Here is a 24,990-nt window from a genome sequence, read left to right on the forward strand (position 1 = left end):
AACAAATTACAGACCAAAGTTTGTGTTACTTTTTGAACAGCCTCTTTGTATTTGGCTATTTGATATAGCGGAAATCGGTGGCAGCAGGGAGATTGATTAGAAAATGATACATTAGTTGGATAATGTTCTCTATGTCATCTTTGTGCGCCATCTCAACAGTAGTATGCATGTATTTGAGCGGTAATGAGATGAGTGCAGAAGCTGTTCCTACAGTCGAGTAGGCAAAGGCATCCGTATCAGTTCCCGTGCTGCGCGAAACCGCCGCCCGCTGGAATGGAATGTTCTCCTTTTGTGCAATCTCAATCAGATTTTTTAGCAGGTTGTTTTGTACTGCAGGCCCGTAGGTAAGCACAGGGCCTTTTCCGCAAGCCTGTTCACCGCTTTTGATCTTGTCATACAAAGGCGACTTTGTATCATGGCAAACGTCGGTGCATATGGCTACGTCTGCTTGTAATCGGCGTGCGATCATTTCAGCGCCGCGCAATCCGATTTCTTCCTGTACAGAGTTGACAATGTAAAGTGTATAAGGTAATTGGATACCGTTCTCATATAGACGGCGCGCAGTTTCAGCAATCATAAAGCCGCCTATCCGGTTATCTAATGCTCTGCCGACCAAATACTTGTTGTTAAGTTCGGTCAAGCCGTCTTCGTAGGTTACAACGCAGCCTACATGAATGCCAAGCGCTTCCACCTCTTCTCGCGACTCGCAGCCGCAGTCTATTACAACTGTTTTCTGTGAAGGTTTTGGATCGTCTTTTTCGTCGCGAACGTGGATAGCAGGCCAACCAAAAACTCCTTTGACTATGCCTTTTTCCGTGTGGATATTTACGCGCATAGAAGGTGCGATGACATAATCCGATCCACCGTTGCGAATGATGTAGATATAGCCCTCAGGTGAAATGTAGTTTACAAACCATGCAATTTCGTCGGCATGTGCCTCAATTACGACCTTGTAGGGCTGGTCGGGATTGATGACAGCTACTGCCGTTCCGTAAGTATCTGTAAAATAGCTGTGGGTATAGGGCTTCAGATAGTCTAACCAGATTTGCTGTCCGGGCGTTTCAAATCCTGTTGGCGAGGCGTTGTTCAGATAACGGTAAAGAAACTCTTTGCTGGTGTTGTCCATGATATATGATGATTTTACGGTGGGAAATCAGGGGGTTTGGTGTTGCTGGATAAAGTTTAAGTAGCGATTCATCGCTTGTTCAAATTGGCTTTTGAATGCGGGAAGGACAGCGATAAAATTTCCCCATCCTTGTGCATTGTTGAGTCGAGTAGGGTAGGGGCGTATGCTGTCCCATTGATGTTGCGTGCCGTATTGTACAATTGGTTGCCATTCTGACAGATAAACCAGATAGCCTTTGTCCAGTAGGAAGTCGCCAAGTGTAGTATAGGTATAGCCATTGGAAACGGTTTTGTAGTCTTCAAATTCACATAAAATTACCGAAGGGGTCATGCTTTCAAATGGAAATCCTTTGAGTGCGAAGAGGTCGTGTCCTTCGATGTCAATTTTAAGAAAATCTACACGGTTGAGTTGCTCTTTTTGTATGATGGTACGCAGCGTAATAGTTTTTACCTGTGTGGCAGGTAGATGAGAAGAATGAAAGGCAGAAAGAGAGGAGATGCCGGACGATACGCGGCTGGTATAGAAACTGACCACTTGGTCGTCCTGATTACTGACAGCCATATCAAACAATTTCAAGCCCTTGATGGGGGGGATTTTAGCACGGTTTTTTGGATCAGGTTCAAAGCCGATTACCTGCCAGCCTGCAGCGGCATATTCTGCACACGACTCTCCGTAATGCACACCTACATCTATCATCACACACTGTTGAGTCGGCTTTAAAAAATCGAAGAAAAAGTCAGCAATGATCTCTGCCTCTGAGAAATGTGGTTGCCTCGCAGGACGCAACTTGTAGAACAACTTTTTGGTGTTGCGTCGCCCTAAGAGCTTGTAGATGAGCGGTTTAATCATAATAACTTTACCCAATACCTAAGAATTTGAAAAGAATTTCTATGGCACGCATACTTGCTCGATGGACGGCTTCGACAGTATTAGAACCATTGTGCGTACCGAAGATGCACTGTTCAAAATTGCGCAGCGGCGAATCCAGTGGTAAGGGTTCTTCCTCAAAAACATCTAAGGCAGCAGCAGCTATCTTCCCCGTTTTGAGTGCGTCAATCAATGCTTTTTCTTCTATCACAGGCCCGCGCGATACGTTAACGATTCGCATCCCGTCTTTGGCAGTGCCAATCGTGCCGGCATTGACTAAGTGCCGGGTTTCGGGCGTAAGCGCACAGGTGATAATTAGGAAATCGGCATAGGAAAGTCCGTTAGGGAATGCCTGAAACTCAACACCTTTAATTTTATCGCGAAAGCGGGTGTAAGGATCGTAAGCGATCAGGTGCATATCGAAGGCAGTTAAGCGCTTGGCAACATGCATGCCAATATCTCCATAGCCGAGGATAGCTACGGTTTTGCCTTGCAGGCTCATCCCGGGAGGCTTGGGCCAGCGTCCTTCAACAACGCCCTTGTGGATAAGGAAGGTATGGCGAGCCAGCGCTAACACGTAAGAAACAGCCAGATCAGCTACCTCATTTCCAAACATATAAGGCGTGTTTGAAACCGGAATGCCAAGTTTTTCACAGGCTTTGAAGTCCACATTGTCTATGCCAATACCCCATTTTACGCAGGCTTTGAGCTTGCCTACCTTGCCTGCGGTCAGTACGCGTTCGTTGGCAGGGTCATCGCCTATGATCCAGCCATCAAACTGTGGAAGTAGCTCGATGAGTTGCTGTTCTGTCAGTGTCTGGACAAAATCGGGAATTACCAGCTCGATACCTTCGGCTTCAAACAGGTGTCTAAATTCATGGATTTGCCCAATCATGGGCGGACAGCTAAGCAGTACTTTCATAGAAAGGCAGGAAATCTGATTCGGTCGGACAAAAGTATCTGATTTTATGCAGAGACGAAAATTACATAACAGCAGCCGTTAATAAACTTAACCCGATTTGTAGCAGGCATTTTTATGAACTGTTTCATAGTAGTCAATTGCAAAAGCATGTAAAGGTCATCTGTGAGTGAAAAAGTCGGCTAATTTTTTAAAGCAAGGTATTGCAAATACAAACAAAGGACAACATCTTTGTGTCCACAAAAAGCCCAGATGGCGAAATTGGTAGACGCACCGTCTTCAGGTGGCGGCGCTGTAATGGCATGGAGGTTCGAATCCTCTTCTGGGCACTTTTTCGCTAAAAACCCTCTTAGAAGCACTTCTGAGAGGGTTTTTTGATGTTCAAAATCTTACTTGAGCACTCGCTGGATCTGTTGGAGCGCTTGTTGGATCTGCTGGTTGTCGGGGCGCTTTTGCAGGGCTGTTTGTAAGTAGGGTCTTGCTTTGGCAAACCAATCGCGGACTTGCTCATTGATCGCATCGCTTTTTGCCTGTCTTTCATCGGGTTTCATCTGCCGCAGCGACTCGTTCAGCCTGACGGCGCGGTTGTAATACAACACTCCGAGATTATAGTTGGCGCGGTAGTAGTCTTTTTGCAAGCCGAGCGCCTTTAGGTAGCTCGCTTCCGCAGCTTCTGCTTTCCCTGTTTGCTCGAGGTTCTCTCCGATGGCTGTGTGTAACCAAACATTAGTATTGTAGCGTGTGGCATAGTCGTACAGTAGTGCCAAAGCCCCTTGATAGTCTTTTTTTCTTTGCAATTCGACGTAGTCCTGTACAAAACCTGTCGGCATGGCTGTTGTGCTATCCATGCGCACGCGGCTATTGGCTTGGGTTGTGTATCGGGCATTGCCGCCATAGTTGATGAAATAGGTGAGCATCTGTCGCAATTCGTTGGCAGTATCGCTTGCTGCGGCAAAAATATCGAGCCTGTAAGACTCGCCCTTGCGCAAATTACCGATCGGGATGCGGATATTGCCGATCCTATCGCGGTAGTTTTCGCTGATTTCGCGCTGGTTGCCTTTTGCATCGGCTACTATTGCCATGAGTACTGCGGTGGGAAGTGTCCGTAGGTGAATGTGAAAACTGTCGCGCTTTGTTTCTATGATTAGTTCATCAGCATTGTGTAGCAACTGCGGCTGCAATTCGCTGAAGATTGGGTAAACGATCGGTTTGCGCTCAAAGGCATGAAGGCTAATCGGTTGATCTAAGAGTTGCCAGCGTTCTTCTTCGGGGAAGTGCGTAAAGATAAACTCTTCGGGCGACAGCATAAAATACGTATCATTAGGCATTTGCTGTTTGCCGTCGCCTGCGCCCCATGTTGCATCTACCAGCTCCCACTTGCCGTTGATGCGTACTGCATTCCAAACGTGGTTAGGACGATCAATCTCGTCGCCTATTTCAAAATGTACCCCTTTGACGATGCCACGCACTTGAAAGCATTCCAGTCCTGCTGCTCTGGCCAATAACTGATACAGCGCTGCAAAACCTTCACAGACGGCTTTTCTGCGTTGCAGCACTGCTTCAGGGCTCTGGTCGGGGTTGCGCGGTGCATAATAGGCATCCCAGTCATAGCTGATGTTTCGCGTAAGCCAGTGATAGATAGCATACGCCCGTTCTTGTTCATTGGGCAGCTCACGTTGCAACTGCCTGCCCCATTCCTGTGGAGTTACTGTTTGGCTAAAGCCCGCACTGATGCTCAGGAAACAGATCCAGATAAAAAACCACCTGCGTTTTTGTGTTGCCATACGGTGAAATACATTGCCGAAATCGTGCTAAACTGATGTGCTTATGTACAAGATCAAATCTTTTTAGTAACCTTGCAAACTAAAGAAAAAGACTGCATGAGTACTAAAGTTATCTCATTTGTAACCCTGAAGGGCGGTTCGGGCAAAACTACTTTATTGATGCTGACTGCTGCCGCCATTCATAATCGCACAGACAAAAAGTTGCTCGTTATTGATTCGGATCCGCAACTGTCCGTGAAGCAGATTTTTCTTCAGGAAAACAATCCTAAATCCTTCGATGTTTTTGCCATCAACTGGGCGCAGCCCAATCCGCAAGATTATTTTGACAAGGTACTCACGCTTGCCAAGCGCAAATATGACCTGATTTTTATGGACTTACCTCCGGGCAGGATTTCCGATCCGACTATCTATTACAGTATTATGGCTTCCGATATCCTGATTGTTCCGGTGGTTGCCAGTCAGTTGGATATTAATGCAACTACTGCATTTTTGGAGCAACTGCCCGAACTCAAACGAGAGCGCCCGTTGAAACCGCTCGAGGTATTTGGGGTGATCAATAAGCAAGATCAGAGCATAGAGTACAAACATCTTTCCAAGCTGGCAGGCATTGGTGGTCTGGAAATTTTTTATTCTACGCTTTCAAATCTGGTGCGCTACAAACGCGGCGTATCTACTTTCAAAGATATTGCTAATCCTGCTGACGCGGGCGACGAGTTCAATCGCTATTTAGACGAGTTTCGTCTCAAATGTTTTATCTGATTTGGAACAATATTTTCAGTAAGCCTATCGGATTTTAACCTGTTTACCCCGATGAAGAAAAATGCTGTTCTCATACTGTTCACAGGCTTTTTGCTGATGAGCCTTGTAGCTATTGCCCAACCCAAAACTAAGTTCTTTTTTGACGAGGGCGAACGCATGATGCGTGGGGGCAAATACGAGGCTGCTATTGCCAACTATACGCAGTCATTGAAATTAAAAGAGACTTTTGTAGTTTACAACAGTCGCGGCATGGCTTACGAGCGGCTGGGCAAGTTTGAAGAGGCACTGGCGGATTACAACAAGGCACTTGCCTCTTTTGAAGAGGAACGCAGCAAGCGCAAAATAGAGACGGATTATACTCCTACCTACCATTTTAATGCAGGCAATGCCAATATGGGGCTGAAGCGCTATAAAGAGGCAGTGAAGCATTACAACTCGTTTATTTCCATTGCTGCCTCGCAGCGCGATACTGAGGCGCTACAGCGCGCCTATATCAATCGCGGCATCTGCTTAGAAGCAGCTAAAGATTTTGAGGCAGCTAAACAAAACTATACCCGGCTGATTAGTATTTCGCCACGTTTTGCGCCTGCTTATGTACGCAGAGGGGTTATTTTCAGTTCACAAAGCGATTATGATGCTGCCATGCAGGATTTTGACAAGGCAATCGCACTCGATCCGAACGAAAAGATGGCCTATATCTACCGCGCCGAACTTAAATTCAATACCAAAGGCCCTTCCGATGCGCTTTTGGATTATAATTCCTACCTCAAATTAGCTCCCAACGATCCGACTGCACTGCAAGCACGTGCTGCTATTTTGGTCAGTTTAGAACAGTACAAGGATGCAATCAAAGACTACAATAAGGTAATCAGTTTGCAGCCTAAGGCAACTAATATCATCATCGCACGAGCAAAGGCGCACAAGGCAGATCGGAACTTTGAGGCTGCTATAGCCGACTACACGACTGCGCTGACCCAGCAGCCCAACAATTATCAGGCAATGCTGGATCGCGCTTTGCTCTATCGCAATACAGGTAAACTCAACGAAGCCCTTGCCGACTTGAATAAGGTACTGGAAGTAAATACCTCCAATGCATATGCCTACGACCTGCGCGGGCGAACCTTGCGGGCGCTTGGCAAATTTGAAGAAGCTCTCGAAGATTATAACAAAGCCATTGCCTTAGACGAAACACAAGCTGATTTTTTTAACAATCGGGGCTTTTTATACAGCCAACAGAAAAAATACATAGATGCTGTAAAAGATTTCGACAAGGCGATTAGCTTAGAACCAAATTTTGCCTATGCGTATAACAACCGTGCGATTGCTCGCTATCATCTTGGCCAATTGCCCCAAGCGCAGGAAGATGTGCGCAAATCGTTGGCATTAGATGCTGAAAATGCCTCTGCTTACCATACACTCGGGCTGATATTGCTCAAGGAGGGCAAAAAGCAGGAAGCCGCACAAGCATTGGAAAATGCGGTTCGCTTACGACCTGACAACCAAGAGTTTATAGCAACACTGGCAGAAGCGCGGAAATAAGTTGTGTTTATTTGATCACAGCGGCAGGAGCAATCAAATACTTTTCATTTTGCGCATTTATCAATCTTTTTGTACGCAAATAGCGGTCGTATTCGTATTTATCAAAGTTGGCTGCCTTAGGGTTCATGCTGCCAATGCGGATCATGCCTGAGGCGTGGATAAATTCGCCATTGCCGATCCACATGCCGACGTGGATGACTTTCTCTTCCGTGCTGTCGGTGGCAGGTCTGCCGAAAAATAGCAAGTCGCCGGGGCGTAGTTTGCTAAAGTCCCGTTTGCTGTCTATTTCATCACCCGCCCAGACTTGTTGCGAAGCATCGCGGGGAATAATCAGCCCGTTGAGCCAGTAGATAGTCTTGGTAAAGCCGCTGCAATCCATTCCTTTGGCAGAAGTGCCGCCCCAGAGGTAGGGAATGCCCATCATGCGTCGCGCCGTACTGACTAAGGCAGCTTCGGAAGGTTTGGTAGTTGCCAACCAATCAGCCCAATTTTGTAATTGATTATCAGGTACATATCCCTGCCTGCCATCGGGCAATCCAATTTTTGTAAATCCTGCATTTTGCTCGAGTGTGGCTACTATGTTTCCTGCTGTCAGGTCGGTAATAGTGGCGGCTGTCGGGTCTGGTTTTTCGTAGGCCATGCCGAAAATCGGAGTGAAAATAGCTTTGGTCTGTGCCTGCCAACGGTCTGCTTCTTTGTCAGTCATGCGTTCGATGCCGCCGCCATCTACCCATCCCAGATAACGGTCGGGGGTTTGGACAAGATACCAACTGCCTTTCTTTTTCCAGATCTTGAGCGGCACACCCAGTAGCGCCTGTGTCGCCAATTCTGCCGCGTGTTCAGGGCGGCTGCGGATGTTGCAAACCGAAATATTGACAACTGCATTGCCCTTGTTGCCAACCGAGGCATCGGGTAATAGCAGCGTTTGTATGCGAACAGGAGCCGTCAGTGTAGCATTGAGGCTGTCCAAAGCCTTTTTAGCAGCCGTTTGCCCGACCTCAACAGTAATCAGCAGTGAATCGCCCGCCTCTTGCATCTCTGTCAGAAACAGTTCTGTGCGTTTGTCGGGCGCAAATCGTTTTTGTAAGGCATCTATTGCCGCTTTCACTTCCGAATGCGGTACAGGCGCTGCGATCGCCTGTACAGGTGTAGCTGGTGGCGGTGTATCTACCCGATCGGGTTGCTGTGTCTGTGAGCAACTCACCTGAAAAAATATCAAAACGCCTGCAAAAGCAGCCCTTAAAAAACGTTCGGCAGGGCTTTGCACCACTGCCGAGTACATTAAAAACCAATATTGATTCATGTTAAGAACTTATTTGATACCGTGCATCATTTTGTCTAAACGCTTCGCAATGATGAACAGCAAGACTGCTGCTGCGCCCGAAAGGGCTACGTTGATGATGAAAAACTCGTATAGGTTCGTAATCTCGATGCCGAGGAAGAAGGTACTCCTGCCTTCTTCGGGATAGAGTGCTGAGATCATACCGGCTGCTTTGTTAGCAATCGCAGGGGCAAGGAACCAAACTGCCATCAGCAGCGAAATGAACTTGGGCGGCGATAGTTTATTTACCAATGAAAGCCCGATCGGGGAGAGGCAAAGTTCGCCCAATGTGTGCAGCAAGTACAAGCCAATGAGGTAGAACATGCTTACCTTGACTTCAGGGGTGAGATCTTTTACAGCAAAAAGAATCACGACGTAGCCCAGTGCTACCAGTACAAGTCCCCAAGCCATCTTCACAGGTGAACTCGGCTCTAGTTTGTGGCGGTTTAAGAAGCCCCAGAAGACAGCCATTGGCAGGGAGAAAATCATGATATAAAGCGAGTTGAGGTTTTGGAACAAACTTGGCGGAATAGTCAAGCCAAAGGCCTCGCGATCGGTTTGCTCGTCGGCAAAGAAAGTCAGCGAGGCAGGCGCTTGCTCAAAAGTTGCCCAGAAGAAAATCACAAAAAACGACACAATAAAGATCACAGCGACCTTTTCCCTATCTACACTTGTGAGCGACTTATCGGCGAATACGACGTAGGCAATAACGAGCGCCGAGACAATTAGAATCGGGAACACGATATTGTAAACAAAAGCATCAATATAAAGTACGCCAAGGCATGCCAGCAATAAGACCGGCAGCCAGATATAAACCTGTTTTACACCCGGCGAGTCTTCAGGAGTCATCCCTACAGGTGTGCCGTTCCATGCGTACAGGTATCTATCTTTACCCCACTGGAAAATAACAGTGCCGAGCGTCATAGCAATACCCACAGCAAGAAATGCCCACTTAAAGTCGTCGGGATTGCCCGTATCGCCTACCGTACTGGTAATCAGGTTGCCGAGGAAAGCACCGATGTTGATACCCAGATAGAAAATCGTATAAGCTGAATCGCGTCGGGAATCATTGGGCGCATACAGCGAGCCTACCATCGAGGAGATATTGGGTTTGAAAAAGCCATTGCCAACAATCATCAGCCCAAGACCTATGAAGAGAGAGATGACACCAAAACCTTCTACATCTCTAAACATGGCAGAGGTGAAGAGTGAAAACTGCCCCAATGCCATCAGAATACCGCCGACAAGGATAGAACGGCGATTGCCCCAGTAGCGGTCGGCTACAAAGCCACCAATGAGCGGGGTCAGATAAACTAGCCCGACATAGCCACCGTAAAGATTGGAGGCTATTACTTTGTCAAAAGCCAGTGCTTTGGTCAGGTAAAGCACCAGCACGGCACGCATACCGTAGTAGCTGAAGCGCTCCCACATTTCGCTTGCAAACAGCAGATAAAGCGCATTAGGATGCCTTTGAGAAGGGTTTTGTTGATTCATTTCCAATAAAAAAGTTTCGGGTTACAATATTTTTCCGTTTTGTTTGTTAAATAGATGTAAAAGTTCAAAATCAATAGCGTCAGGCGGTAACTGTTTGCTCTTTTTTGACGTATATTTGATGTAAGTTTAATTTTTAGACTCCTTTGCGACGCATATGAATAGAACATTACACGTATTTTTGTTTTTATTTTGTCTCTTCCTTTTTTCAGGCAGATGTGTTTTTGCCCTGGACAAACTGCCTATATTTAATCATTATTCATTTGCGCGCCTAAATCTATCAGTTTATCTATTAACTACCAAACCTATGCTATCCGAGAAGTCGGATGATAACTGGCTTTATGTGAGCAACCAAGTTAAAGTTTCCAATATTTTTCCAAATCCGGCTTCTGATGTAGCTTCGTTCAATTATGTTTTCTATGACTCACAAACCAATGTGAAAGTGGTGATTCGCAACGTGTTGGGAAGCGTGGTAGGAGAATACACCTTGTCGCCTCAGGAGCTCCAGCTGACAATTCCCGTAGATAGGTTTATTCCGGGAGTTTACTTTTACACACTTTGGGTCAATGATAAAAGTATAGCTACCAAAAAGTTGATCGTAAAGCGCTGAAAAGCTAACCTTTTCAATCTGCCCGAAGTAGGCTAACTTGCGGATCTTATTTTCTGCCGCTATGTCAGCCAACAATATTCCTCTGGAAGAATTAGACCCACGCGAATTTATTATCATTAAAGGTGCGAAGGTGAATAACCTACGCAACTTGAGTGTTGCTATTCCCCGCAACAAGTTAGTCGTTATTACGGGGCTTTCGGGTTCGGGTAAATCTTCACTTGCCTTCGACACACTCTTTGCCGAAGGGCAGCGCATGTACGTAGAGAGTCTGAGTTCCTATGCCCGTCAGTTTCTGGGGCGGATGGAAAAACCCGAAGTGGAATATATCAAAGGCGTTTCCCCCGCAATCGCGGTTGAACAAAAGGTCAACACCCGCAATCCGCGCAGTACAGTCGGCACAACTACCGAAATTTACGACTATCTCAAGTTGCTTTTTGCCCGCATCGGGAAAACCTACTCGCCTGTTTCAGGCAGTTTGGTGCGCAAAGATACCGTTACCGATATTGTAGATAGCATTCTGTCTATGCCCGACGGCGAGCGGTTCACGATTGTTTGTCCGCTGCTGCGCAAAGAAGGCAGAACGCTGGCAGAAGAATGTAAAATATTATTGCAAAAAGGCTTTACGCGCCTCTACTCTGCAACTAATGAGGTCGTATTCATAGAAGAATGGGTGAATACCATTACCGAAAAGGATGAGCAGCAACAATGGCACATCCTGATTGATCGGAATGCTGTTCGCAAGGACGATCCTGATAACCAGTACCGTATTGCAGATTCTATCCAGACTGCCTTTTTTGAAGGCGATGGCATTTGCAAAGTAATCACTTCTGACGGTACATGGCGCACCTTTTCCGATAAGTTTGAGGCAGACGGCATATTATTCGAAGAGCCGAGTGTCAATCTGTTCAGTTTCAACAATCCTTATGGGGCCTGCAAAACTTGCGAGGGTTTCGGAACTGTCATTGGTATAGATCCGGATTTAGTCATTCCCAACAAGCGCTTATCGGTTTTTGAAGGCGCAATTGCCCCTTGGCGCACCGAGCGCATGAGCGAGTGGTTAGAGCCGCTGCTCAAAAACGGCATCCGCTTCGACTTTCCGATTCACCGCCCTTACAACGAGCTGACTGCTGCCGAGCAAGAGCTCCTCTGGACGGGCAATAAATATTTTTCAGGACTGAACGATTTCTTTGCTTATCTGGAGTCGCAATCGCACCAGATCAAGTACCGTGTGATGCTTTCGCGCTATCGCGGACGCACCATTTGTCCCGACTGCCGTGGTACGCGCCTGCGCAAAGATGCGCAATATGTGAAGATCAATGGAGTTTCGATAGCCGACCTCGTGCTGATGCCCATTGGAGAGGTAGATGCGTTTTTCCGCGATATTGTGCTAGATCCGCACGATATGCAGGTTGCACGTCGCATCCTGATAGAGATACAAAATAGGTTAGAGTACTTAGTTAAAGTAGGGCTGGGCTATCTGACACTCAACCGACTGACTTCTACGCTTTCGGGCGGTGAATTTCAGCGCATCAAGTTGGCCACTTCGCTGGGCAGTTCATTGGTGGGCAGTATGTATATTCTGGACGAACCAAGCATCGGGCTGCACCCTCGCGATACGCAAAATTTAGTGGAAGTAATAAAAATGCTGCGCGACGTGGGCAATACTGTTATCGTTGTTGAACACGAAGAGGAGGTTATCCGTCAGGCAGACCAGATTGTAGATATTGGCCCCGGTGCAGGTATCGAGGGGGGGGAGCTAGTGTTTCAAGGCAATCACGAGGACTTGAAAACAGCTACACACAGCCTCACGGCCCGCTATCTGCTGGGATTAGAGCAGATAGTTACACCTGCGAGGCGCCGCCCTTGGAGGCACTTTATACAGGTGACAGGAGCGCGGGAGCATAACCTGAAAAATATCACGGTGCGGTTTCCGCTGAATACACTGACGGTTGTAACAGGTGTAAGTGGTTCAGGCAAGTCTACGCTGATCCGCAAGATTTTACATCCGGCACTTATGAAGTACATGGGTAGCAATTCGGGCGAAGAAACAGGTAAAATGGACGGGCTTTCGGGCGATCTCGATCTGATTACGCAAGTCGAGTTTGTTGATCAGAACCCGATCGGTAAGTCGAGCCGATCTAATCCTGTTACTTATATAAAGGCTTACGACGGTATCCGGCAGCTGTACAGCGAGCAGCCTATTGCCAAACAGCGCGGCTACAAGCCGGCAACCTTTTCTTTTAACGTAGATGGCGGACGCTGCGAAGCCTGCGAGGGTGAGGGTGTCGTCAGAATAGAAATGCAGTTCATGGCAGATATCTACCTGACGTGCGAAGCTTGTCACGGCAAACGATTCAAGCAAGAGGTTTTAGACGTTGAGTACCAAGGTAAAAACATATTCGATGTGTTAAATATGACAGTTGTCGAAGCGCTCGAATTTTTCCGTTTGCAGCCTAAGATAGCTGAAAAACTGCGCCCGCTGAACGATGTAGGGCTGGGCTACGTGCGGCTGGGGCAGTCTTCCAGTACTTTGAGTGGGGGCGAGGCACAGCGCGTCAAACTTGCATCTTTTCTTGGCAAGGGGCGAGCGACCAACGAGCATATATTTTTTATCTTCGACGAACCTACAACAGGTTTGCACTTTCACGATATTCATAAACTCCTCCACGCGATTAATGCTCTGGTAGAGTCGGGCAACACAGTACTCATTATCGAGCATAACATGGAAGTGATCAAATCAGCAGACTGGATTATAGATCTTGGCCCAGAAGGTGGTCTGCAAGGTGGCGACCTTGTTTTTTCAGGTACACCCGAAGAAATGGTCAAAAGTTCTAAAGGTTACACTGCGGCATTTTTAGCACAAAAGCTCTAAATAATCAATTATATGCTACTTTTTCATGGCAAAATTTAATTTTTGCTTAAAATTACATTTGCTTTTTTGCGATAAATGTGTTAAAATTGTATAAACATTACTTGAGTAATGTATCGCCTTGAAACAGCAATACCTATGGTCAAGCATTTACATCTATATCTATTTTGCTATGCGTTACCTACATTATGAAAAATTTTTTATTCCCGATTTATGCCTTCGCCCTGTGGTTGATATGTTTGAGTGGATACGCCCAGCAGGAAGGCCTCGTACACTATGTGGATGGTGAAAATCTGCGTCGCTCCGGTCAGCATGAAAAAGCCATCAATGAGTTCAATAAAGCATTGCAGCGCGAGCCAAATAATTACAATTATTTATTTGCGCGTGCGCAGAGTGAGTTTCAGATCAAGCGCACCGATGCAGCACTTAACTCGCTGCAAAGTGCGCTGAGGTTGAAAAATGATTTTGTACCTGCTTATGTACTAATGGCGAACATCTATCGCAGCAAAAACGACTTGGACAAAGCTGTATTCTTTTACGAGCAGGCTTTTAACTATGAAAGCGATGTGAATAAGAAAGTGCAGTACAAGATGTTTGCTGTACAGAAGGCCATTAAGGAAGGGAATCGGGCAGAAGCCTATCAAAAGATACTGGATGCGCATCAGATAGCGCCTGACAATGAGATGGTAGCATATTATGTAGCGCGTTTAGGTAATCAAAACGGCAAGTATCAAGATGCGATTGACGCGGTGCTGAGAGTAGAACCAAAGATTCAAGGCATGAAGCCCGATCAGAATGCAAAATTTTACTATGAACTCGGTTACGCTTACTACCATTTAGATCAGTTTGACAAAGCCGGACAAGCATGGAAAAAAGCAGATTTCGGGATATATAAAGCCCGTTTGGAGAAGTTTTCGGCCAGATATTTTTGTAATGTCAGCCATACCTATTTCAAGGTTTACGAGAATGATATTGCCAAGCAGTATGCAGAGAAGGCAGGTAAAGTAGAACAAGGAAACTCTACTGCCTATGTCCTTTTGGCGCAGTTAGCAAAGCGCAACACAGGCAATGCGAGCGCTGTTGAAAATCTGCAAAGCGCAGTGAAGGCTACTACCGACAGAACAAAACAGTTGCCGCTTTACATTCAGCTGGCAGAGTTGGAACTTAATGAGCAGAACTACGATAATGCGCTCAGGGCAGTTGATGAGGCGCTGAAGATCAGTGCTGCAGAGCCTAAAAGTGTTATGTTTAAAGGAATCGCGCTTTACAAGAAAGGCGAGTACAAAGCAGCCGCTGATTTCATCCAGCAGATGTTAGCCAATCAGCGGTTTGACGCTAACACAGTAGCTGAAATGAACTTCCTACTTGGGCTGATCGGTAAGAAAATGGGAGATGTTGCTATTGCTCGTCAAGGCTTTGCGACGGCGATGCGCAGCCCGCTAAAAGATGCAGCCGAGTTAGAGCTTCGGGCAATGCGCGAACTCAAAGCGATGGAAGACGAAGCCGAAGAAGACGCGATCATCAAAGACTAAACTGCTACACTGCCATAAAAAAGACCTGTCAGACATCATCCGACAGGTCTTTTATTATTTATGCATTTGAGTTTATTCTATAACTACCTTAGCAGTAAATGCTTTGTCCCTGCCAACAGCCTTGATGATATAGGTACCCTTGGCAAATTTACCTTGAGACTCTTCAGGAGTGATCTCAAAGCGGGTTTGAGCGTCGGCAATGCGTTCGCGGTACATCTCCCTGCCCGCCATATCCCAGATCACTAACCAGCCTTCACCTACACCCCCTTCCGGTAATACAACGTTTAGTGTCTGGCTGGTATTGTTGAAAGGATTTGGGTAAACCTCCATGTTTCCTGCCGTAGGTGCGAGAGCATTTCTTTCAAATACAACCACTTCTATTTTTGAGAAGGTTGTTGTTCCGTCGAAGTCCACCTGCTTGAGGCGGTAGTAGTTTTTGCCTAACCAAGGTTGCTCGTCGTAGTGAACATAGTTCTGGATGCTATTGCTGAAGCCGTTTCTGCCTTTAGGTTCCACGCGGGCAATGCTTTGGAAATTGATACCATCGCGGCTCTTTTCAACCTCGAAGTAGTCGTTATCGCGTTCCCAAGCGGTCTGCCAAGTGATTTCTACCTTTTCGCGGTCGCCTTCTACAGCGCGAGCGTTGAATTGTACGAGTTCAATAGGCAGGATTGAAATAGCGTCGTCGGCGTTGTTGAACGGTCCGTTGTGAGAAGTTGAGTTGGAGACTTGCACGCCGGAAAAACTTGTGCCGAGAGAAGCGCTTTTTCCTTCATCATACCACATCAGCCCGCTGCCTTTGTTCGTCCAGTGAGCGACTTTAAGCGGCGGCGTTGAGAAAGATGTATTAATTGCTGTTCGGTTAGGGTTGCTGTCCCAGCTTAGTTTGGCGCGGAAAGCAAGCCCGCTGGTGGTAGTAGGCCCTATCTTGTTGCTGTAATCAATTGTCCAGAACTCGCTTTCATTGATGAAGCGAAGGGAAGCCTGCTTGACGTTGGTCGGATAGTGCGAACCTGCGCCGGGTGTGGTAATATCCTGTGGACGAATGCCTGCGGGAATAGTAGTTCCCGCTAAGTTGGCGTTAGTGCCGTAATAGCGCGCCACAAAGTCGTGATTAGCAGTAAGGTCTAATACGCCTGAGGGCGCATAATAATAGCCTCTGCCAATCCACGTATCGGGCAGATTGCCTGCCACAAAAGGCGTATGACCGATGGGGAAGTCAAAGGTATTAGCTCCGCCTACGGCGCTGGCAGGAGTTGCCGATGTGCCGATTTTGCGCACCGCGCCTACCACATAGCTGTTGTTGTGCGGACCAGGCGCGCCGGGAAACGTACCTGCGCCCAACACTTGCGTAACGCCCGGATTATTGAGGAAAGTCATTTGATTGTCATCATCTTGGCGGTTTACTGTGCCGTTATTTTCCGAACCATCAGCATTGCTCCAAAAATAACCGTTGGTGAATGTAACCGACTGCTGAATGAGCATAGGGTCTTCGCGAAGATAGACGGTGCGTCCGTGTACGGTTCCTGCCGTTCCTTTGTCAATAGTTACGTTGTAGAATCGGTTGGAAACCGTTTGGGTAAATCCGGCTCCCGTGCCGCTAACCACGCTGCCCGAAGCGAGAATTTGCGCCTTGCCGTTGCCTTCAAAAGTTACGCCGCCTGTTCCTGCATTGAACAAATTGTTAATGGTGTTGGCAGCGCCTGAAAAAGCAAACGCGCTGTTCAGCGTGTTGCGGTTGCCGCTGCTAAACGCTATCCAGTTGCCTTGAATATGGATGTTGTGATTGCTGGCGCTCAACTCATTAGCTTGTCCAAAAGAGGCGTAATTGATGGTAGCCAAGAAGCGGTTGCCGGCCACTCTGCCGCCTATCATCAGGTTGCCGCGAATGCGTGCATTGCCGTTTAAGGTTTTAACCGCCGTTCCTGCGCCGGCAGGATTTACCAGTTCTACGTTGGCGTAGTTATTCAAAGCCGTTAGCGTTGCGCCAAACAAGCCCCTGATGGTTTGATTAACGCCGGCATTGTAGCGCACGTAAGTATCGGCATCCATTTGGATATTGGCATCCACAAAGCCGTTGGCGCCTGTAAAGGTTGGAAATTGCGTGGCTGTTGTCGCGTTGCCTAACGTCAGCGCCGATGCGCCATTGGTTGCCGCTGGGGGGGCGCTGCCTGCGCCGTACAAGGTACTGTTTTGTCCATAAGCGATAGACTCAAAAACGGCGTTTGTCGCATAGCTGCCGGGAAGCGAAGGAAGCCCATGAGCGGCGGGTGTGTTCATGTAGGCTTGCATAGGGGCAATTTCGGCAAACATGCGGAAATCTTGTGGAGTTGCCCCTGCGCCTACAATTTGAATGCCGTTATCTACCAAATTGACAATAGGGCCAATAAGCAATGAGCCGCGTACCCGATTTTGTGTAAAGCCTGATGTGCCGGCTGTAATCGTTTTATGAATCACCTCATCGGGGCGATTGGCGGTTGCCTGCGGAGCGGTAAACCACAAGTTGGCATAAGTAGCTTGCGCGTCGGTCGCATGTCCAAGCGCTTGGACATTCTGGTTACTGGGCGTAGCTACCGTACTTGTGTTATCGCCAAAGTTGTAAACTACGGTAGTTCCCAATTCTAAGAACAGATGTGTAGCATTGAAGTTGGCAAATGCAGGGAAGGAGTTGTTGCCGTTGTCGCGTGTGCCGATGGTCATGATAGCCGGTCCATTGACGGCTCCCGCCCCCCCGATGTTTTGGTCGTTGTGAGCTATCGCCGTAGGGCTGGTAGCCGTTGCGACATTGGAAAACATGTGCAAGCGCGGCACGCTCCCCGAAACGACATAAGGCGTTAGCGTATGCCCGCCTCGCAAGCGCAAATTGTTATTTGGATTAATGGTAACCGTGCCTCTCACACGAAAATCACCGTTAGAGCGTTTAGGCACAGGCCCATTAGGCGTGGCACTTGGATTGGTCAGCGTCAAATTAGCATATGTGCGAACGCCGCCACCTGAGGTATTGTTTAAAGCTCTGATGGTTTGTCGCCGCCCGCTGTTATAGACCACATTGCCGTATAAATTATCGGCAGAGGAAACCTCAAAGTTAATTTCCAAATCATTATTTCCGCTAAAACTCACGGGAAAATCCGTAGCGATGGCTGCCGTGCCAAGCACAATTCGGCTGACCCCGTTAGCGCCTGTGGGGTTGTCGCCGCCTGCGAGCGTAGCGCGTCCGCCTGTTGGAGTAATCGCATCGGCGGTTGTTTTCAATACCGGCATGTGAAAATAACCATCGCCGCTGTTATTGTTCGGATTGCGCACTTGGTAGCCATTATCTACAAAACTGTTGTTGGGAGCAATGATAAGGTCTCCCTTGATTTGGAAGCCAAGTGTATTGTTGCTGGTAGCATCGCCTGCTGCGTTGGCAGCCTGCGCCGCCGCACCCGAGCCCGCCTGATTAATGGCGGTTTTGTTCACCGGCGCGGTAGCGGAAGCCGAAGGATTGACAAAAGCCAAGTTGGCGTATATCTGCGTAGTATCGGTCGCATTGGTAAAGGTGCGCACATCCTGCGGCACTCCTGCGTTATAGACGATGGTCGTTCTACTTTGCAACAGCACGCGATCATTGGGAATGTTGGTAGGGAACAGGGTTGCCGTGGTAGCGCTGCCCAGCGTGAGCCGGCTCTCGCCGTTGAAAGGCGGGTTAGGAGCAGCGATATTAGGCATATTGGTCCAAGTCAGGCGTAAGTCGTGCAAATCGTTGGCGTTTTGCGTTCTGCCGCCGCTTGTCGCCAGTCCGCCTATGGCAGGCAAGGTAGAAGTCATGTGCAGATAGCTTGTATCTGTCATGGTGATTTGGTAGCCATTATCCATCAAATGGGCGTTGGGGTAGATGCGCAAGCGTCCACGAATAGTAGCCGCACCATCTAAGGTCTTAGTTGCCAACACAGGATTGGAGTTAAGCGGAGCAGGGCTAGAGGCTGTGCCTCTGTCGCGGTTGGCTATCATCAGATGCCCGTAGGACGCATTGCCTGCGCCGTTCAAGCCGCGCACGGTTTGAGCCACGCCCGCATTGTAATTAACAACGCTCAAAGGATGTAGCGTTACCGCGTCGTATCCCGTTGGGAAAGAGGTAGCCACGTTGGTAAGGTTAAAAGTGCGGTTGTAGGCATCCCGGAGGTTAATATCGCGCGCCGCGCCCAGCGTTAAGTAGCTGCCCGGACCAATAAATAGGGTCTTGTCGGTTCGGCTGCCGACAAACGCAATCTGGTTGCCATGGTCTAACAAATCCACTCCGCCGTTGGTGCGTGGCGACGCATTCAGACCATTGTTTACCATATCTGATGCGTAGCCGTTATAGCACAAATCCAGTATGCCGGCAACGCGAAGTTGCTGTGTGCCGGACATGTTGGTCGGCAGCGCTAAACTATGGTTAAGCGTGGTTAAGTTGTAAGTTACTCCGCCGGTTACATCTTCATTAATGACATGTCGTTTGCGAACAACGGTCAGTTGGGCATCATTAAAAATGAGATGTGCGCGGTTAGGGTTTTCCAAACGCAAATTGCCGTAAACAGGCGTTGCGGAAACATTTTGCTGGGCGCGCGCCCAATAAACGACCGTGCTGTTTTCATGCAAAGTAATTTGATTGCGCGCGTAGCCCATCGGGAAAGTTGTGGGATAACCGTTCAGCGCAGCGGGAAAATCTGTACCTAAATTATAAACGGGATTGCCGCCGTTCATGTAGCGGTTCACGTCCGCATTGGCGTTGTCGGTAATAGGAACAGCGTTGGTTCCTAAAAACAGGCTTGTTCCGTTGTTCATGACAAACGTTCCATTGCCGTTTAAGTTGCCCTTAATTTGCATGGGAACGGCGCCCACTTCATCATTATCCCACAAACGCCCTCTTTGGATATGAATGTTCCGCAGGGCGGAGACCGGCGAGTTCAACACGCGCACATCCCACGTATTTTGGCGTTTATTGATGATTAAATCATAAAAGCGACGGCGAGCGGGGTCATAGTTGCCGTTAGGGTCGTTGGCAGGTTGAGCGACGGGCTGCGCAGGAGCCGGAACGATTAAATTTTCGTTCATAACGATGTTGGCGTTGTTGGCGTTAGCGCTGCCGTCCGCCGAGCCGCTGAAAATAACTTCACTGGTAGAAGCGTCAAAGTGCGCCCAGTCAAACAAGCCGCTGATGGTCCAATCGCCTTCTAAGCTAATGCGGCGAGGCTGACCGGCCTTGTAAGAAGCGCTGCTCATATCCAATGCACCCTGACTGATGTTAATGCTTGCCCGCGACCAAGCGGTAACGCCTCCAGGCGTCATTGCAGGGGGAATTGGGTAAGAAGTCGCATGTCTATGACTTCTCAACGTGAGCGAATCAATTGGCATCCATGTGCTGTAGCGGTTATCGAACATTACCTCACCTGCAAAGCGCTGTCCGTTAGACTCGATAGTATGTACAGTAGGGCCTGTACCGGGTCCGGTTTGTGGCGTACCTGTACCGATAAAACTGAATCGAGCGATAAAATCGTTGCGCAGGATAGCTTCGGTTACAGGCAAGTGTGATGTGCTAAGTCCTGTGCCTCCGGGAGGCGCCCAGCGCAAGTTGCCGGCAATTTGCATCTCGGTGGTAGGCAGTATGGGCTGTTGTTCGTTAGTAAAACGCGCCGGGCCGTTGCAATTGGTACAATTAGCAATAAAGCCTGTTCCCGTATGCGGCGAGGTGGAAAAAGCGGCGGCGGTAATATGCCACTCAAAATTGCGCGCTTGCCCTTGCGGAATATCTACCAGCACATTGCGCCGATTGGTAAAAATGTTGCCTGAATTATTGCCCCCCCTGAACGAGTCGTTCAAAAAGTAAACATTATCTACAATAGTGGGAACGCATTGGTTATGCGCTGTAATTTCGGCGGCTGTCAAAGAGGTTTTCAGCGGCAGCGAAGCGTCTTCCGAATACCAGTTCACCGGATTGCTCCACAATATGTTATCGCCGTTGTCATCGGGTATGCCGTCGTAATTGGTGTCTGCCGCCTTGCGAAACGGATTGAGCGTCTTGTCTTTATTCGTGCCGCCTACCCAGTAGAAATTGCGCCCTTGGCGTACATTAGTAAAGGTTAGGCTATTGGCAGGATTAGAATTGTTGCCCGCGTCGGCGCCTACATTGACGGTTAAGTCAAAACCGGGCAAATTGTCAATCACATTTACATCTTTGACCACCAGCGCATTGATTGTTTGGGCGATGTTGAGGTTTAAATCGGCTTGCTTGCCATCTAAAATAGAGCGCAAGGTAGCCCAAGAGGTGCATGTACCTGAAAAACTGGCGGTCATATTTCCAGTAATGCGCGTTTGAGGAGTTGCGCTTGCGTTGAGCGTATTAATTTCCGTGTTGAGTTCCACTACCGAGAATTCGCCAAAGGTCAAATTGACGATGGTGTTTCTGTCTGATGTGCCTGTTCCCTCTCCGTTGTTCAAAATCAGGCGAGCTTGACTGCCCAAAACAATATTTTGCCATGTATTGGCGCCAAATTCTGAGGGAGGATTAATCGTAGAAGGTACGTCGCCCACATAAGCGACCGATTCATCGCCTAATAAGAGCGTTTTTCCGCTTACTGGCCACTCTACTTGTCCGTAGAAGTAAGCGATAGAGGCTTTTCCGAGCGTAACGTTGTCGTTGAAACGATAGCGATTGCCGATTGGAGCGGTAAGTTCGCTACCGCCCTCTCTGGAAAACCATACGCGCGAAAGGTCGCCTACGGTGATAGGCGCATCGAAGCGAAAATTGCCCCAAAAAGGAACTTGGGAATTATTGCCGATAATCACTTGCTTTTCAAAGCGGCTGATGTTGCTCCATGCAGCATCAGCCGGCGCTGCGTGCGGTCCTCTAATAACCGTGCCGGCGCCATTGTTGGGGTTTACATTGGTACGGTTTCCAAAATCCACCAAACCTTTAAATATGAGTTGAGAAGCGGCGTTATTCCATGTTTGAATATATATCTGACGATTCGCCAGAGGCGCGGGGAGGTTGGTCAGGCGAAGTTCTCGGAAGTGGAAAGGCGTTCCCCACGCATCTACGCTGATATCTATATCCGTATGCCGATAACCTATGCCTATGCTTGGCACTTCGCGCGGCACATTCGCGCTTCGTCCTAAATTGATGCCTACCCAAACGCCTTCCGTATTGGCGGTGCTATCTATATTAGCGCCTGAAAAATACCAATAAGACGCCGCGCTAGGCATATTAAATGTAAAATCCGTTCCGCGCAGGTCCATCGCTTCGGTATCGGGTACAGAACCGGCTGTTAAATTACCCGTGCGCCCCTGAATAGTCCAGTGGGAAGCGCCGCTGATAATCAGTTCGCGTGGAGAGGTAAAATTGGCGTTAGCGTAGCGATGGGCATTAAACCTGCCCATAATCGCGTTTTGACCGTTGGTGTCAAACACGCCGCGTTGCAAATAAACCGAACCGTTGTTAATTGGATTGGCGCCGGCATCTATACGGGCGCTGAAAGCGTCTAACAGCCGCCAGCGGGTATTGTTGGCGTTGCCGTTGAAAATAACCTCACGCGGGAAGTTTACCCCGCCGCTGCGGATATCGTTCCAGCCGTTGGCAGGCGTACGTCTTGCCCCTGTAAAGGTAAAATTCAGGCGGTTGGCGGCGTTTTCATTGGCAAAGGTAATTTCACCTGCCGCGCGGTAACAATCAAACGCGCCGGCTATGGTCAATGTGCGGGTTGCTCCGCCCACACTGCGGAGGATAGGGTTAACAGGCGTAACATCGGTAGCCGACCAGCGCATGCCTGCTACGGCGTAGTTGCCGTTTACATCAACAGTAGCGTTGGTAGCAGAAAAGGAAATATCGTGATGACCAAATACGACCGAATCGGCTACGGTAGGAATACAAACTGCCGGAACAAATTCATCCGGCTCAAACGACCAGTTGTTAGGATTGCTCCAGAGGGTATTAGTCCCTGTTTGAGGTCCGCCTGCCACCCAGTAGAGCGTGCGGTTGGCTGATGTGCTGTTGTTTCTAAAATCAATGCCGCTGTTGCCGCCGCCGTCAGTATAGGCATAGGCGCGGATGTTGTTGGCCAATGAGGAAGCGTCTATGTTTGACACATTGACGCGCACCCAGTTGCGGTTGGCAGGCGTAGCCGAAAGGTTGAGCGTTGCGCTGCCGGAGCCTGTTCTTCCAATGGTAATCAGGTTGTTGCAAGCGCCTGCTACGGCAAAGTTGGCATTGATGTTAGCGGTTTGACCGCCGGCGAAGTTATACGTGATGTTGTTGGTCGGCCCGGCGGCGGTGGTTAGGCTTACCGCGCCGTTGTAGGTGGTTGCGCCTCCATTGGTAAAATTAATCGCCAATGCGCCGCTGATGTTGTTAGCGGTTATTGTACTGCCAAACGTTGCCGTTCCGCCGTTGCCGTATTGGAAATTGCCGCCGCCGTTGTAGGTTACAGCGCCATTGATAGACGTGTTGCCGCTGTTGTTGATAGAAACGCTATTGCCTGTACCAAACGTAGCGCTGCCGCTGATAGTAAAGTTCTTGCCTGCGCCGCCCGCGCCGACGTTGAGAACGGTATTGTTACCCGCCGTAAAAGTATCGCCCGCCGCATCCCCAAAGTTGATATTGCCGCTGTTGTTTAAAGTAATGTTGTTGCTTGCGCCCAAATTGGTATTGCCTGTTACCGAAAAGGTAGTAACCGTCGCTCCTAAGGTTAAAGTGTTGTTAGAACCGTTGATGGTAAGGTTTCTGTTAGTTGGCGAGTTGCCAATATGTACAAAACCCGTATTGTTGTAATTGAGAACAGCTCTGCCGTTGAGCGTAACGTTATGATTGTGCGATACGTTAGTAACGGTATTGCCAAACGTAACGGTGTTAAAGTTAGGCGCATTAGCGGCGCTGACGCTCATTGTGTTGCTAAAAGTTACCGTTCCCGTATTGTTGTAATTGACATTGCTTCCCGCCACGCCGCCAAGCGTTACGCCTCCCGTATGGGTTACGTTGGTAACGCTGTTAGTAAAAGTTATTGAGGAAACAGGCGTGGTTGCCGCCGTAGCGGTCAGCGTTAAGGTGTTGCCAAAAGTTACCGTACCCGTGTTTTGAAAAGATACCGTATTGCCGTTGCCAAAAGAAACCGCCCCTGTCAGTTGCGTATTAACGCCTTTGAAAGTAACGGCGTTCAGCGCGCCGATGGTAGTTGTTCCCGTTACGATAGTTGTGGATTCAAAATTAACGCCAGCGCCGGCGACGGTAGAAGCCGCAACAGTAACGCTGCCATACGTATAATCAAATCCGCCTGTGCTTTGGGAAAAATTGACGTTGCCTCCGATAGTTAATGCGCCTATCTGATGATCGACAGAGCCTTCCATGAGTACGTTTTTCAAGGCAGCGGCGCCCGCAACAGTAATATTACCGTTGTTACGTGAATTGTCGCCAAGCACAAGGCGCGTAGTAGCGCTGGCAGCCGTGTTAGAGAAATTCAAAGTAGCGGTAGCCAGATTAATTGTGCCGCCGCCTGATAAGTCAAGACTCGGCGGCGTATTGGAAGCCCCTGTAATGTCGATGGTACTTGCGCCCATATTGGCGGTACCCACATTGACCATTTCAAAACGCTGACAGGTGATGTTTTGGTTGGCAGAGTTAAAATCTCCGTCTTGGTTAAGAATAAATGCGCCAGAAGTTGCAAAAGCATCTACAAGAGCAGCCGAAGCGCCAGGGTCTTTTTCCCAACTAACATTCCCGCCGAAGACTTTGCCTGCCGAAGTAATATTGACATTGCTTCCGCCCGCAAACGTTACCGTTCCAGCGCCGCTAACGGTCATCCCTGCAATAAAGGTCAGGTTACCGTGAATGGTCAGCGAGTTATTGATGGCAAAAGTGGGCGCGTTGGTTGCCCCTGTCCAAACCATGTTGGCGCAAACCGCCGATACGTCCACAACAACCGTTCTACCTGTTGTAGCAAAAGAGTTGGCGTCAAAGAATACGTTATCCGCCGATGTGGGTGGCGTTGCGTGCGCGGTTGCACCGCCGGAGGTCGTGCGCCAGTTAGCCGCGTCAGACCAGTTAGCCAAGGCTGTGCCGGGATGAACCCAATAATAATTTGCTGCTGAAAGACTGTCTGCAAATAGTAATAAAGCAGATAACAGCATACTTGCAAACGCTGTACGTTTCATGGTATCAAGTAGTAA

At 48.5% G+C, this 24,990-nt stretch carries 12 protein-coding genes and 1 tRNA gene; 6 read left to right on the plus strand and 7 right to left on the minus strand.

Annotation, left to right across the window (positions count from 1 at the left end; all coding sequences use genetic code 11):
• Positions 1 to 55 precede the first annotated feature (55 nt).
• Genes ACWIP2_RS01910 through ACWIP2_RS01920 form a run of 3 tightly spaced genes read right to left on the minus strand, consistent with a single transcriptional unit; the run spans position 56 to position 2,915 of the window.
• Entirely contained in the window at positions 56 to 1,126 is a 1,071-nt protein-coding gene (locus tag ACWIP2_RS01910) for a M20/M25/M40 family metallo-hydrolase (RefSeq protein WP_448518203.1), read from the minus strand.
• Between the two features lie 27 nt (positions 1,127 to 1,153).
• The gene (locus ACWIP2_RS01915) at positions 1,154 to 1,975 is read right to left on the minus strand and encodes an FkbM family methyltransferase (RefSeq protein WP_448518204.1); all 822 of its coding nucleotides are present in this window, start codon (positions 1,973 to 1,975) and stop codon (positions 1,154 to 1,156) included.
• 7 nt (positions 1,976 to 1,982) lie between these two features.
• On the minus strand, positions 1,983 to 2,915 hold the full coding sequence (locus tag ACWIP2_RS01920) for a phosphoglycerate dehydrogenase (RefSeq protein WP_448518205.1): 933 nt from the start codon (positions 2,913 to 2,915) through the stop codon (positions 1,983 to 1,985).
• 243 nt (positions 2,916 to 3,158) lie between these two features.
• Between ACWIP2_RS01920 and ACWIP2_RS01925 the strand changes: the two genes are divergently transcribed.
• Positions 3,159 to 3,241, plus strand: a tRNA-Leu gene (locus ACWIP2_RS01925).
• A gap of 60 nt (positions 3,242 to 3,301) precedes the next feature.
• Here ACWIP2_RS01925 and ACWIP2_RS01930 read toward each other — a convergent pair.
• Complete coding sequence (locus tag ACWIP2_RS01930; RefSeq protein WP_448518206.1) at positions 3,302 to 4,696, minus strand: transglutaminase domain-containing protein; 1,395 nt, start codon at positions 4,694 to 4,696, stop codon at positions 3,302 to 3,304.
• A gap of 96 nt (positions 4,697 to 4,792) precedes the next feature.
• Here ACWIP2_RS01930 and ACWIP2_RS01935 point away from each other — a divergent pair, with 96 nt between their 5' ends.
• Both ACWIP2_RS01935 and ACWIP2_RS01940 read left to right on the plus strand, forming a co-directional pair.
• A complete protein-coding gene (locus ACWIP2_RS01935) occupies positions 4,793 to 5,455 on the plus strand; it encodes a ParA family protein (RefSeq protein ID WP_448518207.1) in 663 nt (220 codons plus the stop codon).
• Between the two features lie 51 nt (positions 5,456 to 5,506).
• On the plus strand, positions 5,507 to 6,994 hold the full coding sequence (locus ACWIP2_RS01940; protein ID WP_448518208.1) for a tetratricopeptide repeat protein: 1,488 nt from the start codon (positions 5,507 to 5,509) through the stop codon (positions 6,992 to 6,994).
• Positions 6,995 to 7,001: 7 nt separating this feature from the next.
• Here the strand turns inward: ACWIP2_RS01940 and ACWIP2_RS01945 are convergent, their stop codons facing one another.
• Both ACWIP2_RS01945 and ACWIP2_RS01950 read right to left on the minus strand, forming a co-directional pair.
• On the minus strand, positions 7,002 to 8,297 hold the full coding sequence (locus ACWIP2_RS01945; protein WP_448518209.1) for a C40 family peptidase: 1,296 nt from the start codon (positions 8,295 to 8,297) through the stop codon (positions 7,002 to 7,004).
• Positions 8,298 to 8,306: 9 nt separating this feature from the next.
• A complete protein-coding gene (locus ACWIP2_RS01950) occupies positions 8,307 to 9,809 on the minus strand; it encodes a peptide MFS transporter (RefSeq protein ID WP_448518210.1) in 1,503 nt (500 codons plus the stop codon).
• A gap of 304 nt (positions 9,810 to 10,113) precedes the next feature.
• Between ACWIP2_RS01950 and ACWIP2_RS01955 the strand changes: the two genes are divergently transcribed.
• From ACWIP2_RS01955 to ACWIP2_RS01965, 3 genes are all read left to right on the plus strand, one after another.
• A complete protein-coding gene (locus ACWIP2_RS01955; RefSeq protein ID WP_448518211.1) occupies positions 10,114 to 10,416 on the plus strand; it encodes a T9SS type A sorting domain-containing protein in 303 nt (100 codons plus the stop codon).
• Between the two features lie 61 nt (positions 10,417 to 10,477).
• Positions 10,478 to 13,288, plus strand: a complete 2,811-nt coding sequence (gene uvrA / locus ACWIP2_RS01960; RefSeq protein ID WP_448518212.1) for an excinuclease ABC subunit UvrA — start codon at positions 10,478 to 10,480, stop codon at positions 13,286 to 13,288.
• 185 nt (positions 13,289 to 13,473) lie between these two features.
• Positions 13,474 to 14,817, plus strand: a complete 1,344-nt coding sequence (locus ACWIP2_RS01965) for a tetratricopeptide repeat protein (RefSeq protein WP_448518213.1) — start codon at positions 13,474 to 13,476, stop codon at positions 14,815 to 14,817.
• Positions 14,818 to 14,889: 72 nt separating this feature from the next.
• On the opposite strand, the gene ACWIP2_RS01970 is transcribed toward ACWIP2_RS01965, so the two are convergent.
• Positions 14,890 to 24,975 (minus strand): hypothetical protein, encoded by a 10,086-nt coding sequence (locus tag ACWIP2_RS01970; RefSeq protein WP_448518214.1) that lies wholly within the window; start codon positions 24,973 to 24,975, stop codon positions 14,890 to 14,892.
• Between the last annotated feature and the right edge of the window lie 15 nt (positions 24,976 to 24,990).

The sequence above is a fragment of the Rhodoflexus sp. genome, assembly GCF_053489755.1.

Bases quoted from the DNA above. Each gene is read 5' to 3' on its own strand.
- ACWIP2_RS01910 (WP_448518203.1), bottom strand. From the start codon at position 1,126: ATGGACAACACCAGCAAAGAGTTTCTTTACCGTTATCTGAACAACGCC.
- ACWIP2_RS01915 (WP_448518204.1), bottom strand. From the start codon at position 1,975: ATGATTAAACCGCTCATCTACAAGCTCTTAGGGCGACGCAACACCAAA.
- ACWIP2_RS01920 (WP_448518205.1), bottom strand. From the start codon at position 2,915: ATGAAAGTACTGCTTAGCTGTCCGCCCATGATTGGGCAAATCCATGAA.
- ACWIP2_RS01930 (WP_448518206.1), bottom strand. From the start codon at position 4,696: ATGGCAACACAAAAACGCAGGTGGTTTTTTATCTGGATCTGTTTCCTG.
- ACWIP2_RS01935 (WP_448518207.1), top strand. From the start codon at position 4,793: ATGAGTACTAAAGTTATCTCATTTGTAACCCTGAAGGGCGGTTCGGGC.
- ACWIP2_RS01940 (WP_448518208.1), top strand. From the start codon at position 5,507: ATGAAGAAAAATGCTGTTCTCATACTGTTCACAGGCTTTTTGCTGATG.
- ACWIP2_RS01945 (WP_448518209.1), bottom strand. From the start codon at position 8,297: ATGAATCAATATTGGTTTTTAATGTACTCGGCAGTGGTGCAAAGCCCT.
- ACWIP2_RS01950 (WP_448518210.1), bottom strand. From the start codon at position 9,809: ATGAATCAACAAAACCCTTCTCAAAGGCATCCTAATGCGCTTTATCTG.
- ACWIP2_RS01955 (WP_448518211.1), top strand. From the start codon at position 10,114: ATGCTATCCGAGAAGTCGGATGATAACTGGCTTTATGTGAGCAACCAA.
- uvrA (WP_448518212.1), top strand. From the start codon at position 10,478: ATGTCAGCCAACAATATTCCTCTGGAAGAATTAGACCCACGCGAATTT.
- ACWIP2_RS01965 (WP_448518213.1), top strand. From the start codon at position 13,474: ATGAAAAATTTTTTATTCCCGATTTATGCCTTCGCCCTGTGGTTGATA.
- ACWIP2_RS01970 (WP_448518214.1), bottom strand. From the start codon at position 24,975: ATGAAACGTACAGCGTTTGCAAGTATGCTGTTATCTGCTTTATTACTA.